At 73.2% G+C, this 14,488-nt stretch carries 14 protein-coding genes and 1 pseudogene; 2 read left to right on the forward strand and 13 right to left on the reverse strand.

Going from position 1 to position 14,488, the window contains the following annotated elements; translation table 11 throughout:
* Window positions 1-4: 4 nt before the first annotated feature.
* The 6 genes from RB614_RS28905 to RB614_RS28930 form a co-directional block, all read right to left on the reverse strand.
* Window positions 5-859, reverse strand: a complete 855-nt coding sequence (locus RB614_RS28905) for a 3-hydroxyacyl-CoA dehydrogenase family protein (protein WP_308715828.1) — start codon at window positions 857-859, stop codon at window positions 5-7.
* The gene (ccrA, locus tag RB614_RS28910) at window positions 856-2,112 is read right to left on the reverse strand and encodes a crotonyl-CoA carboxylase/reductase (protein ID WP_308715829.1); all 1,257 of its coding nucleotides are present in this window, start codon (window positions 2,110-2,112) and stop codon (window positions 856-858) included. The genes RB614_RS28905 and ccrA overlap by 4 nt, the downstream gene beginning before the upstream one ends.
* Before the next feature lie 85 nt (window positions 2,113-2,197).
* Window positions 2,198-2,512, reverse strand: coding sequence for an ArsR/SmtB family transcription factor (locus RB614_RS28915; RefSeq protein ID WP_308715830.1), 315 nt, complete (start codon window positions 2,510-2,512; stop codon window positions 2,198-2,200).
* 11 nt (window positions 2,513-2,523) lie between these two features.
* Entirely contained in the window at window positions 2,524-3,474 is a 951-nt protein-coding gene (locus RB614_RS28920; RefSeq protein ID WP_308715831.1) for an electron transfer flavoprotein subunit alpha/FixB family protein, read from the reverse strand.
* Between the two features lie 11 nt (window positions 3,475-3,485).
* On the reverse strand, window positions 3,486-4,268 hold the full coding sequence (locus tag RB614_RS28925) for an electron transfer flavoprotein subunit beta/FixA family protein (RefSeq protein ID WP_308715832.1): 783 nt from the start codon (window positions 4,266-4,268) through the stop codon (window positions 3,486-3,488).
* Between the two features lie 74 nt (window positions 4,269-4,342).
* Window positions 4,343-5,137, reverse strand: a complete 795-nt coding sequence (locus RB614_RS28930) for an enoyl-CoA hydratase/isomerase family protein (RefSeq protein WP_308715833.1) — start codon at window positions 5,135-5,137, stop codon at window positions 4,343-4,345.
* 180 nt (window positions 5,138-5,317) lie between these two features.
* Here RB614_RS28930 and RB614_RS28935 point away from each other — a divergent pair, with 180 nt between their 5' ends.
* Window positions 5,318-6,367, forward strand: a complete 1,050-nt coding sequence (locus RB614_RS28935; RefSeq protein ID WP_308715834.1) for an MBL fold metallo-hydrolase — start codon at window positions 5,318-5,320, stop codon at window positions 6,365-6,367.
* Here RB614_RS28935 and RB614_RS28940 read toward each other — a convergent pair.
* The 7 genes from RB614_RS28940 to RB614_RS28970 all read right to left on the reverse strand — a co-directional run bounded on the left by RB614_RS28940 (window position 6,343) and on the right by RB614_RS28970 (window position 14,126).
* Window positions 6,343-7,230 carry an enoyl-CoA hydratase gene (locus RB614_RS28940; protein ID WP_308715835.1) on the reverse strand — a complete coding sequence of 296 codons (888 nt, stop codon included), beginning with the start codon at window positions 7,228-7,230 and terminating at the stop codon, window positions 6,343-6,345. The two genes, RB614_RS28935 and RB614_RS28940, sit on opposite strands and share 25 nt — an antisense overlap.
* 384 nt (window positions 7,231-7,614) lie before the next feature.
* Window positions 7,615-8,991 carry an MFS transporter gene (locus tag RB614_RS28945; RefSeq protein ID WP_308715836.1) on the reverse strand — a complete coding sequence of 459 codons (1,377 nt, stop codon included), beginning with the start codon at window positions 8,989-8,991 and terminating at the stop codon, window positions 7,615-7,617.
* A 2-nt stretch (window positions 8,992-8,993) separates the two neighbouring features.
* Window positions 8,994-10,178: an acyl-CoA dehydrogenase family protein gene (locus RB614_RS28950; RefSeq protein ID WP_308715837.1), complete on the reverse strand. Its 1,185-nt coding sequence runs from the start codon at window positions 10,176-10,178 to the stop codon at window positions 8,994-8,996.
* A gap of 9 nt (window positions 10,179-10,187) precedes the next feature.
* Window positions 10,188-11,237, reverse strand: a complete 1,050-nt coding sequence (locus tag RB614_RS28955) for an acyl-CoA dehydrogenase family protein (protein ID WP_308715838.1) — start codon at window positions 11,235-11,237, stop codon at window positions 10,188-10,190.
* A gap of 30 nt (window positions 11,238-11,267) precedes the next feature.
* The gene (locus tag RB614_RS28960; RefSeq protein ID WP_308715839.1) at window positions 11,268-12,596 is read right to left on the reverse strand and encodes a vWA domain-containing protein; all 1,329 of its coding nucleotides are present in this window, start codon (window positions 12,594-12,596) and stop codon (window positions 11,268-11,270) included.
* The gene (locus RB614_RS28965; RefSeq protein ID WP_308715840.1) at window positions 12,589-13,266 is read right to left on the reverse strand and encodes an alpha/beta fold hydrolase; all 678 of its coding nucleotides are present in this window, start codon (window positions 13,264-13,266) and stop codon (window positions 12,589-12,591) included. Before RB614_RS28965 ends, RB614_RS28960 begins: the two co-directional genes overlap by 8 nt.
* Window positions 13,263-14,126, reverse strand: a complete 864-nt coding sequence (locus RB614_RS28970; RefSeq protein WP_308715841.1) for an AAA family ATPase — start codon at window positions 14,124-14,126, stop codon at window positions 13,263-13,265. Before RB614_RS28970 ends, RB614_RS28965 begins: the two co-directional genes overlap by 4 nt.
* Before the next feature lie 92 nt (window positions 14,127-14,218).
* Between RB614_RS28970 and RB614_RS28975 the strand changes: the two are divergent.
* Window positions 14,219-14,488, forward strand: a pseudogene (locus tag RB614_RS28975) (Fe-S oxidoreductase); the annotation flags it as partial.

The raw sequence follows: 14,488 nt of genomic DNA on the forward strand, positions 1-14,488 counted from the left end.
AGTCTCAGCGGTCATACGTGTAGAAGCCCCGGCCGGTCTTGCGTCCCAGCCAGCCCATCCGCACGTACTGCTTGAGCAGCGGCGGCGGGACGTAGCGCGGGTCCTTGTACTCCTCGTACATGGAGGCGGCCATGTCGTGCACGATGTCGAGGCCGATGAGGTCGGCGAGCGCGAACGGGCCCATCGGGTGGTTGAAGCCGAGCCGGATGACGTCGTCGATGGCCTCCTTCTCGGCGACCGACCGCTCGTACGCCCGGATCGCGTCCAGCAGGTACGGCACGACCAGCAGGTTGCCGACGAAGCCGGGCACGTCGTTGATGAGCACCGGGCTCTTGCCGAGGTCGGCGGCGAACTGCCGGCCGGCCTCGACCACGGCCGGGTCCGACGCGGGCGTGCGGATGACCTCCACCAGCTTCATCGCGGGTACGGGGTTGAAGAAGTGCAGCCCGATGACCCGCTCCGGCTGGTCGGTCGCGGCGGCGAGAATGACCAGGGGGATGGTGGAGGTGTTCGAGGCGAGCAGCGCGTCCGGGGCGGCGAGCCGGGCCACCTCGGCGAAGAGCGCCTTCTTCTGCCCGACGTCCTCGTAGATGGCCTCGATGACCACGTCGGCCTCACCGACCGCGCCCAGGTCGGTCGTGGAGCTCAGCAGCGCGAGCGCGGCCGCCTGGTCCTCGGCGGTGATCCTCTCCCGGCGTACCAGGCGGTCCAGGCCCTTGGCCACGCGCGCCTCGGCGCCCTTCGCGGCCGCCTCGTCCCGCTCGACGGCGACGACCTGGAGGCCACTTTGGACCGCCACCTGGGCGATGCCCGAACCCATCGTGCCGCAGCCGACGACGGCCAGCTTCTTCGTGTTCACTCGTTCGTCCCTTCGGTCACTGTGCCGCTGCCCAGCCCTTCGCGGGGCGCCCCGACGAGGGCCACCCGGTTGCCGAACACCTCGACCCCCTCACCCATCTCCCAGTGCGCCCGCCCGATCTCCTCGAACGGCAGCACCTCGCCCAGCGCGGGGTCGACCACCCCCTGGCGGACCAGGTCGTTGTAGGCGTACGCCTGCTCGTCGTTGGTGCCGTGCGAGCCCTGCAGCCGCTTCTGGAACACCCACTGGTAGCGCAGGTCCACTGTGGCCGAGTAGCCCGTGGTACCGGCGCAGATCACCACCATGCCGCCGGGGGCGCAGACGAAGACGCTGGTGGGTATCGTCGCCTCGCCCGGGTGCTCGAAGACCAGCCGCGGGCCGCGCCGCTCGCCCACCACCTCGGCGACGGCGTCCCGGAAGCGGCGCGCCTGCTTCGACCATCCCCGCTGGCCGGCGACGTCCGTCCAGTGTGGTGGTACGCCCCAGTGCGAGAAGTCCTTGCGGTTGACGTACCCCTTGGCGCCGTACTTGAGGCAGTAGGCGCCGCGCGCCTCGTCCGAGACCACCGCGACCGGGATGGCGCCGGCCGCCCGCACGAGCTGGATCGCCTGCACGCCGAGGCCGCCCGAGCCGCCCCAGATCAGCACGACGTCGCCGGCCTCGACGGTGTGCCCGGGCCAGCCGTGCAGCATCCGGTAGGCGGTCGTGCCGACCAGTGTGGGGGCGGCCGCCTGCTCCCAGGTCAGCCGCGGCGCCTTCGGCATCACCTGGTGCGCCTGCACGACGCAGAACTGGCCGAACGAGCCGAAGTTCGTGTTGTACCCCCAGATCTTCGCGGACGGCGCGACCATCGGGTCGTTGCCGGCCAGCACCCACGGGTCGGTCGCATCCCACCATCCAGGGTGGACGACGACGTGGTCGCCGACCGCGACGCCGCGCACCGCCTCCCCCACCGCGTACACGATGCCGGAGGCGTCACTCCCACCGACGTGGAAGTCCCATGGTTCGCCCTTGCGCTGCCGCTCGCCGATGACGTCGATCGGGATCCCGCGGGCGGCCCAGACGTTGTTGTAGTTGATGCCGGCGGCCATCACGGCCACGAGCACCTGGTCTGGGGCCGGCTCCGGGACGGGTACCTGCTCGATCTGGAAGGCGGTGCGCGGATCGCCGAAGCGGTCCTGACGCACGACCTGGGCGAGCATGCGCGGAGGCACCTCGCCGACCGGCGGCAACTCACCGATGGGAACGACCATGAGCCCTCCGTCTCGCTGTTATGTTTCTAGAATTTTCGAACGATATCGCGCGGTGGAGGCGCGAGTCAACGCGCCGGCGCCGGGGTCAGCCGAGCGCGTCGACCTCCTCCTCCATGCCCAGGTGCTCGGCCATCTGCCGCATGAAGTCGTCGAGCATGTCCCGCCGCAGCCGGTAGAAGTAGTTGCGTCCCTGCTTGCGGATCTCGATAAGGCCGGCGTGGTAGAGCACCTTCACGTGGTACGAGATGGTCGGCTTGGAGACCGGCAGCATGTGCTCGATCGTCGTGCAGGCCAGCTCGTCGACATCGAGCATGGCCAGCACGATCGTCCAGCGCATGTCGTCGGAGAGCGCCTTGAACACCTCGGGCAGCGGCGCGAGCGGCGGCAGGGGCTTCGACACGGTTTCACTCCTCACCGTCGGCGGGCGACGATCTCCTCGGTGGCTTTGGGCAGCACGGCGTGCAGGTCGCCGACGACCGCGAAGTCGGCGACGGCCATGATGGGCGCCTCCGGGTCCTTGTTGACCGCGACGATCGTCTTGGCGGTCTGCATCCCGGCCAGGTGCTGGATCGCGCCGGAGATGCCGCACGCGAGGTAGACCTGGGGTGAGACGGTCACGCCGGTCTGCCCGACCTGGTACGCGTGCGGGTACCAGCCGGAGTCCACCGCCGCCCGGGACGCGCCCACCGCGGCGCCGAGCGCGTCGGCGAGGGCCTCCACGGCGCTGAAGTCGCCGGCCGTGCCACGCCCGCCGGAGACCACGATCTCCGCCTCGGTCAGCTGCGGGCGGTCGCCCTTCGGCCGTACGCTGCGGTCCAGGACACGCACGGCGGTGGCGACTGGCGAGGGGGTGGCCGCGAGCGGCACCACGACCGGTTCGGTGGCCGGGCCGGGCTCGGCGGCGCCCGGCTTCACGGTCACCACCGGCACGCCGCGGGTGACCCGGGACCGGACCGTGAACGTGCCGGCGAAGACCGACTGGGTGGCGACCGGGCGCCCCTCGGCGTCCGGCTCCAGGCGCACCGCGTCGGTCACGACACCCGACTCCAGCCGCGCGGCGAGGTGGGCGGCGACCTCCTTGCCCTCACGGGTCGAGGGCAGCAGCACGGCCACGCTCCGCGCGGCGAGATCGGCCAGCGACTCGGCGACCGCGAGCGCGCTGACCGAGTCGTCCGGGAGCCCGGAGAGGGCGTACACCTTCTCCGGTCCCGCCGCCGCGGCCGAGCGCGCGACGCCGTCGTTCCACGGGCCGGCGACCACCAGCGCGGGCGGGCCGAACGCGCGGGCGAGCGCCACCGTCTCCGCCGTCGCGCGGCGTATCTCGTCGCCGTCCCGCTGGGCCAGGACCAGCACTTCCGACATGGGTACTCCGTTCAGATGAGCCGGTTGTCGACCAGGTACGCCACCATGCGGGCGCCGCCGTCGCCGTCGTCCTTGACGACCTCGCCGGAGCTCCGCGCCGGACGCCGCAGCGCCGACTCCACGGCGGTACGGGCGCCGGCGAACCCGACCTCGTCCGGCGCGATGCCGAGGTCGGTAAGGGCGATCACCTCGACCGGCTTCTTCTTCGCCGCCATGATCGCCTTGAACGAGGGGTAGCGTGGCTCGTTGATGTGGTCGGTCACCGCCACCACGGCCGGCAGCGCCACCTCGAAACGCTCCCGGAACGCCTCGGTCTCCCGGGCTCCCGTGGCGGTGCCGCCGGCGACGTCCAGCTCGTCGACGTAGCCGACGAAGGGAAGCCCCAGCCGGTGCGCCACCATCGCCGGCACCAGGCCGGTACCCGCGTCGGTGCTGGCCATCCCGGTCAGCACCAGGTCGGCGCCGCCGGCGCGGCCGACCGCGGCGGCGAGCACCAGCGCGGTGCCGGCGGCGTCCGTACCGCGCAGCGCGGCGTCCCGCACGTGCACCGCGGCGGTGGCGCCCATCTGGAGCGCCCGCAGCGCGGCGTCCGCCGCCCCGCCGGGCCCCATCAGCACCACGAGCACCTCGCCGCCTGACTGTTCGCTCAGGCGGACGGCCTGCTCGACGGCGTACTCGTCGAGCTCGCTGAGCCGGCTCTCGATGTCGTCCCGTACCGTCGTGTGGTCGGCCGGGTCGAAGCGGCGGTCCGCGGTGGCGTCCGGCACGTATTTGGCCAGTACGACTGTCCTCATGGCACCGCCACCTCCCGGTCACTCGCTCCACGCCGCCGTGCGATGTCGCCGTACACGCCCGCTCACCCCTCCCCTTACCGGCCGACGAACGTGGCCCGCCCGGGGCCGTTCTCGATGAACGAGGTCATGCCGCGGCCGCGGTCCTCGGTGGCGAAGAGCCCGGCGAAGTGCTGGCTCTCGATCTCCAGGCCGGTGTCGAGGTCGACGTCGAGGCCGCGGTCGACCGCCGCCTTGGCCGCGCGGAGGGCGAGCGCCGGCCCGCCGGCGAAGCCCGCCGCCCACTCGCGAGCCACCGGGTACACGTCGGCGGCCGGTGTGACCCGGTCGACCAGCCCGATCGCGAGCGCCTCGTCCGCGGCGACGAAGCGTCCGGTGTAGACGATGTCCTTGGTGCGCGCCGGACCCACGAGCCGGGCCAGCCGCTGCGTGCCGCCCGCGCCGGGGATGATGCCGAGCTTGATCTCCGGCTGGCCGAGCCGCGCGTCCGCCGCGCAGAACCGGACGTCCGCGCAGAGAGCCAGCTCCAGGCCGCCGCCGAGCGCGTACCCGGTGACGGCGGCGCAGACCGGCTTCGGGATGGCGGCGACCGCGCTCATCGCCGCCTGGAGGCGGCGGGCGTGCACGACCATTTCCGGGTACCCCATCGCGTTCATCTGCTTGATGTCCGCCCCGGCGGCGAAGACCCTTTCCCCGCCCCAGAGCACGACGGCGGCCACCTCGGGATCGTCGGCGGCGGCGGTCGCGGCGGCCCGGATCGCCTCCTGGGTGTCGACGTCGAGGGCGTTCATCGGCGGGCGGTCCAGGCGGAGCGTGCCGACGCCGGCGTCCACCTCGAGCGTGACGTGGTCGCCGAAACGGCGCTGTGACATGCACCCTCCCAGATCGGTTCGTTATTTCTCAAACTATCGACGTGATGTTAGCGTGAGTCAAGCCGAACCGGAGGGGGCCATGTCACTCCTCACACCGACAGGTGGCACGACGATCGCGCCGCGGCACTACGCTGTCGTCGTGATCGCCAGCGGTGCCGGCCCGAGCGGATCGCCGGCCGGATGAAGGTGACCGGCGTCCTGCAGCAGCGGGCCTGGGCCACCCGCGAGCTTCCCCCGGTGGAGCAGGTACGCCCCGGGCTCTGGTCGGTGCCGGTGCCGATCCCGGACAACCCGCTGCGCTACACGCTCGTGTACGCCGTACGGCTGGCACGCGGCCTCGCGCTCGTGGACGCCGGGTGGGCGGCCGAGACCTCCTGGCGTTCGCTGACGGACGGGCTGGCCGGCATCGGATACGCCGTCACCGACGTCCGGTTCGTCCTGGTGACCCACGCGCACATGGACCACCTGGGCCTCGCCGCCCGGATCCGCGAGGTCTCCGGCGCCGCGGTCGGGATGCACCCGGCCGAGGCGGCCACGCTGACCCTGCCGCCGGGCCGGGCGGAGAGCGTGGTGGGCTGGCTCACCAGGCGCGGCGCCTCGCGGGCCGACGCCGCCGAGCAGATCGAGCGGATGGCGGGCTGGCGGGCGGCGTTCGAGGCGCTGGCCCGGCCGGACCTGCTCGTCGAGCACGGCGACCGCCCGCTCCCCGCCCCGGCCGCGATCCGCGCGGTGTGGACGCCCGGCCACACGCCCGGCCACCTCTGCTTCGTGGACGAGGAGCGGGACGTGATGTTTACCGGCGACCACGTGCTCCCCCGGATCAGCCCAAACATCTCAGTGCCGCCGGGCGGCGCCGGCGACCCGCTGGGCGACTTCCTCTCCTCGCTCTCCACTGTGGACCACGCCGAGCCCGGCGAGGTGCTCCCCGCCCACGAGTACCGGTTCACCGGGCTGGCCGCCCGGCGGGAGGCGTTGCTGGCCCACCACCGCACGCGGCTGGCCGAGGCGGAGGCGGCGGTGCGCGCCGACCCGGGCGCGAGCACCTGGGCGGTCGCCGCCACGCTCTCCTGGTCCCGCCCGTGGTCGGCGCTCGGTCCGGTGCTGCGGCAGTTCGCGGTCGGCGAGACGTACGCCCACCTGCTGCACCTGGCGGCACTCGGCCGGGTGGTCAACCAGGACGGCCCGCGGGACGCGTGGAGCGCCGTTCACGGGGTGTCTACTGTGGCCTGACGCACCGGTGGCGCCTCGTGCCAGGCGGGCACGCCGAGCTCCGGGGTGCCCACCGGGATCCCGCCGGTGCGCTCGGCCCAGTGCGCGTGGTTCAGCTCGTGGATGGTGAAGCAGGCGTTCAGCGCGTTGTGAAAGCCCATGTTGTCGACGCTCTGGTTCACCGACTCCTTCACCAGCAGCGCGGCCATCGGGTCGACCCGGGCGACCCGCCGGGCGAACTCGACCGTCCGGGCGTCGAGGTCGCCGGCCGGGAAGACCTTGCTCACCATGCCGAGCCGGTGCGCCTCCGCCGCGTCGATGGAGTCGCCGGTCAGCAGCAACTCCTTCGCCTTGCGCGGGCCGAACTCCCACGGATGGGCGAAGTACTCCACCCCGCACATGCCCAGCCGGGTGCCGACCACGTCGGCGAACTCGGTCCCCTCCGCCGCGACGATGAGGTCGCAGGCCCAGGCCAGCATGAGGCCGGCCGCGTACACCTTGCCGTGCACCTGGGCGATGGTGATCTTGCGCAGGTCACGCCAGCGCAAGGTGTTGCGGAAGAAGTAGTGCCACTCCTGGAGCGTGCGCCCCTCGGCGGCCGGACGGGTGCCACCATTCACGCGGCGGGTCGGGTGCTGGCCGGGCCCGGGCTCCCACTCGGTTCGGGCCGTCGCCGTACCCATGTCGTGCCCGGCGGAGAAGACCGGGCCGGCACCCCGGAGGACGACCACCCGCACCGCGTCGTCCGCCTCGGCGGCGAGGAAGGCGTCGTCGAGCTCGACGAGCAGCCCGCGGTTCTGGGCGTTGCGGGCCTCCGGCCGGTCGAGCGTGATGCGGGCGATCGGGCCCATGGTCTCGTAGCCGAGGTAAGTGTAGTCGCGCATGCGCCCATGTTAGAGGGTTTTCGAACCGTCGAATAGCGGATGAGCTACCGCGACGTCCGCGATGGTCCAGACCGTCGCGCGGGGCCCCGGGGGGGTGGGCTTGCCCCGCGCGACCGGCAGCGGAGGCCGGGGATCCCGGCGAGCGCCAGCTCGCCGCCGGCCGCAGCGTTGCCCGCGGGAGCAAACGGTCCACAACTGAGACGGACCGGGGCAAACATCTGTCTGAAAAACGCTGCGACGCGCCCGGCGCCCGGCCCCGAAAGCAGATCTAGAACGTTTAGGGCGGATATAGAGCCCTAAACGTTCTAGATCTGCACGACAGACTCCAGAGCACCGCACACGCACGCCCCGACAGCGGAGGGCGGGGTAGTCGGCGAGGCTCGCTTAGCGGGCCGGGTTGAGGCCGGCGGTCGCGATGAAGACGGCGAGCGCGGCGGTCACGGCGCCGGCGGCGAAGAAGACCAGGAACGCCTCGCGGGCCGGGAAGACCGTGCCGCCCACGACCACCGTCACGGTCGCCAGCAGCGCCGTCGCCGAGGCGCTCGCCAGCGAGGTACCGATGCCGCGGGCGAGGGTGTTGAGGCTGGTGGCGGCGGCCGCCTCGTGTTCGGCGCTGACGTCGAGGATCATCGCCGGCATCGCCGCGTACGCCACGGCGGCCCCCGCCGAGGCGACCGTCGCGCCGAGCAGGACCTGCCACAGCCGCTCGGTGAGGACCATGCGGAGCAGGAAGCCGGCCGCGATGACGGCGCTGCCGTAGATGAGCGTGAGGCGGGCGCCGCGGCGGGAGATGAGGCGGGCGGAGACCGGTGACAGCACCAGCATCGTGATGCCGCCGGGGAGCATGCAGAGGCCGCCGACGACGGCGGAGACGCCGAAGCCGTACCCGGTCTCGAAGGGTGCCTCCACATAGGTCGCGGTGCTGAGGAAGTTGACGTACAGGGCGAAGCCGACCAGCACGGAGACCACGTTGGTGAGCAGGATCGGGCGGCGGCGGACCGCGCGGATGTCGACGAGCGGCGAGTGGCGCAGCAGCTGGTACCGGACGAAGAGCACCGAGCTCACCGCGAAGAGCGCGCCGAGGCCGAGCGTGCGGGCGCTCGTCCAGCCCCAGGTGCCACCGTTGGCGAGGGGGAGCATCAGCGCGCAGAGCACCACCGCGAGCAGCACCGCGCCCGGTACGTCCACCCGGCCGCCGCCGCCCGGCGGTGCCGGTACCAGCGTCAGGACCGCCACGGCGGCGAGCACGCCGGCGGCGGCGCAGGCCCAGAAGAGCAGGCGGAAGTCGGCGTGCCCGACGACCAGGCCGGAGGCGGGCAGGCCGATCGCGCCGCCGATGCCGAGCGTGGCGCTCACCAGCGCGATGCCGGCGGGGCGGCGCTCGGGCGGCAGGGTGGTGCCGATGATGCTGATGCCGAGCGGGATCACCGCGGTCGCGCAGCCCTGCAGCGCCCGCCCGACGATCATCGTGGTCAGGTCGCCGGTCAGCGCGCAGAGCACCGAGCCGGCGACCAGCAGGGCGAGCGCCACCAGCAGCATCCGCCGCTTGCCGAACTGGTCGCCGAGCCGCCCCAGCAGCGGCGTGGCGATCGCGGAGGCGAGCAGGGTGGCGGTGACCAGCCAGGAGACCTCCGCGGCGGAGGCGTGCAGCAGCCCGGGCAGCAGCGGCAGCAGCGGCACGACCAGCGTGTGGACGAGCGAGACGGCGAACCCGCCGAACGCGAGCGCGGCCACCGGCAGCCACGCCCGCGCCCCGCCCATGCTCAGCGCGCCGTGCCGGCGCCCACCAGCGCCTTGCTCCCCGGCAGCACCGGGCGGGGCAGGCCCAGCACGTGCTGCGCGATGATGTTGCGGAACACCTCGGTCGTACCGCCGTAGATGGCGGTGCCCTGGGCGAAGCGGTGCGCGTAGTCGAGGATCCCGTCCTCCCAGCACCCCTCCGTGCCCTGCGGCAGCAGCGCCTCCGGCCCGACCAGGTCGACCAGGTCGGCTGAGCCGCGGATCAGCGTCTCGGAGACGCGGACCCGACCCATCGGGCCGGGCGTGCCGAGCGCGGCCTCCACGTCGAGCGCGATCCGCCCCAGCCGCACCCGTACGGTCGGGTCGTCGATCGGGTGGGAGCCGTCCGGCCGGCGCGCCGTGCGGGCCCAGCGCACCGCCGCCGCCAGGCCGCGCCGCTGGAGCCGCGCCCAACTGGAGCCGATGTTGAGGTCGGCCAGCCCGTCGGTGTGCCCGGCGCCGAAGTGCTCCTCGTCGAGCGGCCCGCGCAGCACGGCCCACCCGCCGTTGACCGGGCCGAGCCGGTAACGGTCGGGAACGCGCACGTCGCCGTAGTACACCACGTTGGTGCGCTCGCCACCCACGGTGTGGATCGGGCCGATCTCCACGCCCGGAGTCTCCAGCGGCAGCAGAAACATCGTCAAGCCTTTGTGTTTGGGCACACTCGGGTCGGTCCGGGTGATGAGGAAGGTGTACTGGCAGTTCTGCGCGCCGGTGGTGAAGACCTTCTGCCCGTTGACGACCCACTCGTCGCCGTCCCGCACCGCCCGGGTCTTGGCCGCGGCGATGTCGGAGCCGCCGTCCGGTTCGGTGTAGCCGAGGCAGAACCGCACGTCCCCGGCGAGCACCTTGGGGAGCAGTTCGGCGCGGAGGTCGGCGGCGGCGTACCGCTCGACGGCGGAGAGCACGAGCCGGGTGGTGCTGAGCGTGATGAGGGGCGCGTCGGCGGCCTCCAGCGCCAGCTCCAGGATGCGCAGGCGGGCGCGGTCCAGCCTCGGCACGATCCAGCCCTTGGCGCCCATCGCCTTGTGCAGCGCGAGGTTGAACCCGCTGCCGGTGCGCCGCTCCTCCGCGCGCACCTCGTCGGTGACGTGTGCGGCGACGAACTCGCGCACCTCGGCGGCGAACGCTTCGAGCTCGTCGTCGAGCACGACGGCGGAAAAGTCCACAGTGTCTCCTCAGTGTACGGTGGCGGCCAGCCGGTCGCCGATGGCCAGGAGCTCGGCGCGGGGGTCGCCGGCGAGGACGCTCCACCCCTTGGCGCGCCGGAAGTGGAGCGTGACGTCGGACTCCAGCGTGAAGCCGAATCCGCCCTGCACGTGCAGCCCGACCGCGGCCGCGGTGGTGGCCGCCCGGGCCGCCTCGGCGAACGCCATCGGCACCAGCTCCGGCCGGGCGTCCGGCTCGTGCTCCAGAAACCAGGCCGCCTTGCGGGTCAGGTTGCGGGCGCCGGCGACGGCGATCTCCACATCGGCGAGCGGGTGGGCGACGCCCTGCAACGAGCCGATGGGGACGCCCATCGTGTACCGCGTCTTGGTGAACTCGGCGCCCAGCCGCTTCACCGCGTCGGCGAGGCCGGCCAGCGCGCCGGCGGTGAGCACCTTCCACTCGGCCAGCGCCCGCCGGTACGCGCCGCGGGCCGCGTCGCCGGTGGCGAGCACCTGGCGGCTCGGGCCGGACAGGTCCCACCAGGCCAGCGGTGCGGTCCCCTGGTTGGGCGCCAGCCGCGGCGGCTCGGCGGCGGTGACGAGTACGAGGTCGTCGCCGGCGAGGCCGACCACCGCCCGGGCGACCGCGCCGCCCGGTACGAGCTGCGGGGCGCCGGGCCGCACCGGGTGCAGGGCGAGCGTGGTCAGCTCGGTGCCCTCGGCGTTTCCGGCGAGCCAGCGCCCGGTGCCCGGTCCGGGGCAGGTGGCGAGCAGCCGGGCGGTCACCGCCGCTTCGACCAGCGGCACCGGGGCGAGCGCTCGGCCGTACTCCTCGGCGACCAGGAGCAGGTCGACGAGGGTGGCGCCGTCGCCGCCGGCCGGCTCGGGCAGCGCCATGGAGACCGCGCCGAGCTTGGCCAGCTGGTGCCAGAGCGCCTCGTCGTGGCCGAGCGGCTCGGCGGCCCGCACCCTGGTCGTCGGGCACTCCTGGCCGAAGAACTCGGCGAAGGCCTGCCGCACGGCCTCCTGGTCGTCGCTCAGGCTGTAGTCGTTGCGCCGCAGCTCGAATGATTGTTCCATAGTTTCCCAACTTTCTACTCGGGAGCCGGGTCAGTCAAGCCGCTCCACGAAGGCCTTCAGCTGGCGCAGGTTGCGGCATTCGAAGACGCCGTCGCAGTGGGCGGCGTACTGGCCGATGACGGAGTCGCCGTCGTCCCAGGCGGTCTCCGGCTCGGGGTTGAGCCAGTAGAGGTGGCGGGCCCGGGCGGCCACGGCGGCGAGGCTCTCCACGCGCGGCGCGTGGTAGTTGTTGCGGGCGTCGCCGAGCACGATGACGGTGCTGCGGCTCTTCACCTGCGGCCCCCACCGCTCGGCGAAGGTGGCGAGCGCGTGCCCGTAGTCCGAGCGCCCGTCCAGCCAGACCGCCGACGAGCCGCCGTTGAGCGTACGGGTCACCTCGGTCAGGTCCTCGGCGGTGCGCAGCAGGTCGGTGATCTCCTCCACCCCGTCGACGAAGACGAAGCTGCGCACCTTCGCGAACTCGGAGCGGAGCGCGTCGACCAGCTGGAGCGTGAACGCCGCGAACGCGGAGACCGACCCCGAGATGTCGGCGACCACCATCAGCTCCGGGCGGGCCGGATGCGGCCGCCGGAAGACCGGCTCCATCGGGGTACCGCCGGTGGACATCGACCGCCGCGCGGTCCGCCGGAAGTCGAGTGGCCCGGTCCGGTGGCCGCGCCGGCGGCGGGCGAGGCGGGCGCTGAGCTTGCGGGCCAGCGGCCGTACCGTGTCGCGCAGCGCGGCCACCTCCGCCCGGGAGGCGCGCAGGAAGTCGACGTCTTCGGGCAGCGGCCGCCGCAGCGTGCGGGCGACCGCCTCGGCACCCCGGTCGGCGACCAGCCGGCGGCGGATCTCGTCCTCCACCTCGGTGCGAAACTCCGCTGTCCGCGCGGTGTACTCCTCGGCGGCCAGCCGCGCGTCCAGCGGGCTCGCGCCCGCGCTCGCCTCCGCCACGAGCCGGTCGCGCAGGCCGTCCAGGTCGACCTGCCGCAGCGTCTTGACCAGATAGAACGTGCCGGCGACCGGGCGGCCCGGCTCCATCCCCGCGTACCGGGTGACCAGCTGGGCGGCGAGCGCGCGGAGGGTGAGCCGGTCGCGGTCGCGCAGCGCCCGGTGCAGCAGGCCGTCGAGGGAGTCCGCGTCCAGCCCGTCGAAGCCGGGCGCCGGCCCGGCCGTGAAGTAGAGCCCGAACACCGTCTCGAACGCGGCCACATGGTCCTGGCTCTTCACTAGCGTGGCGGCGAGCGCGGCCCGCACCGCCGGCCGGTCGGTGACGGGCACGTGCCCGAGCGCCCGGGCCGCGTCGATGTGCTCGGTCGGCGAGACCGGGATGCCGACGGCGCGCAGCTCGCGTACGAGGCCGGCGAGGAGGTCAAGCATCGCCGCCGCCCAGGAACCGCAGCACGGCCTCGACCGCGCGCGGGTCGGCGGTCGTGCCGTAGTGGTCGAGCCCGGGCAGCACCACGAGCCGCGCGTCCGGCAGCGCGGCGACGAGCGGGTCGGCCGGGCCGACGAAGTCGCGGTCACCGATGACGACGAGCACCGGGCAGGCGATCCGGGCCAGGGCGGCGAACCCCAGCGGGCGCCGGGGCCGCCGGATGAACGCGGCCAGTGCGGCGGGGTCGTGCCCCAGCGCCGCTGCCATCCGCCGCAGCGGCCGGGCCACGGCGTCGTCCGGCTCGTCCGGAGCGAGCAGCGCGGCGGCGACCGCCGAGCCGTCACCCGCCGCCTCCACCATGGACGGTCCCGCGCCGAGCAGGGCCAGCCGGCGGAAGCGGTGCGGGCTCGCCGCCGCCACCGCGAGCAGCACCTCCGCGCCGGCGGAGAAGCCGATGGCGTCGACCAACCCGGCGATGTGCGCGGCCACCTGACCGGGTACGTCCGCGTAGGCCGCCGGGTCGGTCGGCGCGCCGGGCGCGTGGCCGGGCAGCGTCAGCGGTACGGCGGTGCGCCCGTCCTCGGCGAGCAGGTCGAGCCATCCGGTCGCGCCCCAGTTGTGCGCGGGCGACGACGCGAACCCGTGCACCAGCACGACCGGTGGTGCTTTCACGGTGCCAGCTCGCCGAGCGAACCGGTCGCGGTGGCGATGTCGCTCTGGTACTTGAGCAGCACCTGGAGCGTCTCCTGGAGCACCCGCGGGTCGATCCCGTCGGCGCCGAGCAGCAGCAGCGTGCGGGCCCAGTCGAGCGTCTCCGAGACCGAGGGGCGCTTTTTGAGGTCGAGGCCGCGCAGCGACCGGACCACCCGGGTGAGCTGGTCGGCCAGCCGCTCGGAGAGGCCCGGCACCCGGCTGAGCACGATCTCCTTCTCCCGCTCCTGGGTCGGGTAGTCGAGGAAGAGGTACAGGCAGCGGCGCTTCAGGGCCTCGGAGAGGTCGCGGCTGCTGTTGGAGGTGAGGAACACCAGCGGTACCTGGCGGGCGGTGACCGTGCCCAGCTCGGGGATGGAGACCTGGTAGTCGGAGAGGACCTCCAGCAGCAGCGCCTCGGTCTCCACGTCGAGCCGGTCGACCTCGTCGACGAGCAGCACCACCGGATCGTCCGCGCGGATCGCCTCCAGCAGCGGCCGGGCGAGCAGGAAGCGCTCGGCGAACAGGTCGCCCTCGTCCACGCCGTCGCCGCGAGCCTGCAGGTGCAGCAGCTGCTTGCGGTAGTCCCACTCGTACAGCGCCTTGGCCTCGTCCAGCCCCTCGTAGCACTGGAGCCGGATCAGCCGGGTGCCGGTCATGCTCGCCACGCTCCGGGCCAGCTCGGTCTTGCCGGTGCCGGCCGGCCCTTCGACGAGGATCGGCTTGGCCAGCCGGTCGCCGAGGTAGACGGTGCCGGCGATGGCCGGGGTCGCCAGGTAGCCGGCGCCCTTGAGGAGCGCGGTCACCTCTTCGATGTCGCCGAAGCGTGGGGAGCCGACCACGCCACCACCCCTTCCACCGATCGTTAGCTAAGCATCAAACTAATTCCGGACCGGCGGCCGGTCAACGCTGGCGCCGCAAACAGTTTGATGTTATGAAAACTATCGTGGGCATCCGGGTCGTGACGACGTTCGTGGCAGCGGCGGTAACCGTGGTTGCGGTGGTGTTGGCTGTGCGTGCGGTGTGGCGGATGGTGGCGGTGATCCGGTTGGGTCAGCCTGATCCGTCCCGGTTTGCTGGTAAGTCGGTGCGGTTGAGGCGGATGTTGGCGGAGACGTTCGGGCATACCCGGATGTTGAAGTGGTCGGTGGTGGGGGCGGCGCACTGGTTTGTGATGGTCGCGTTCATCGTGTTGTCGCTGCTG

Origin of the sequence: Phytohabitans maris (assembly GCF_031085175.1) — a bacterium.
Classification (GTDB): Bacteria; Actinomycetota; Actinomycetes; order Mycobacteriales; family Micromonosporaceae; genus Phytohabitans; species Phytohabitans maris.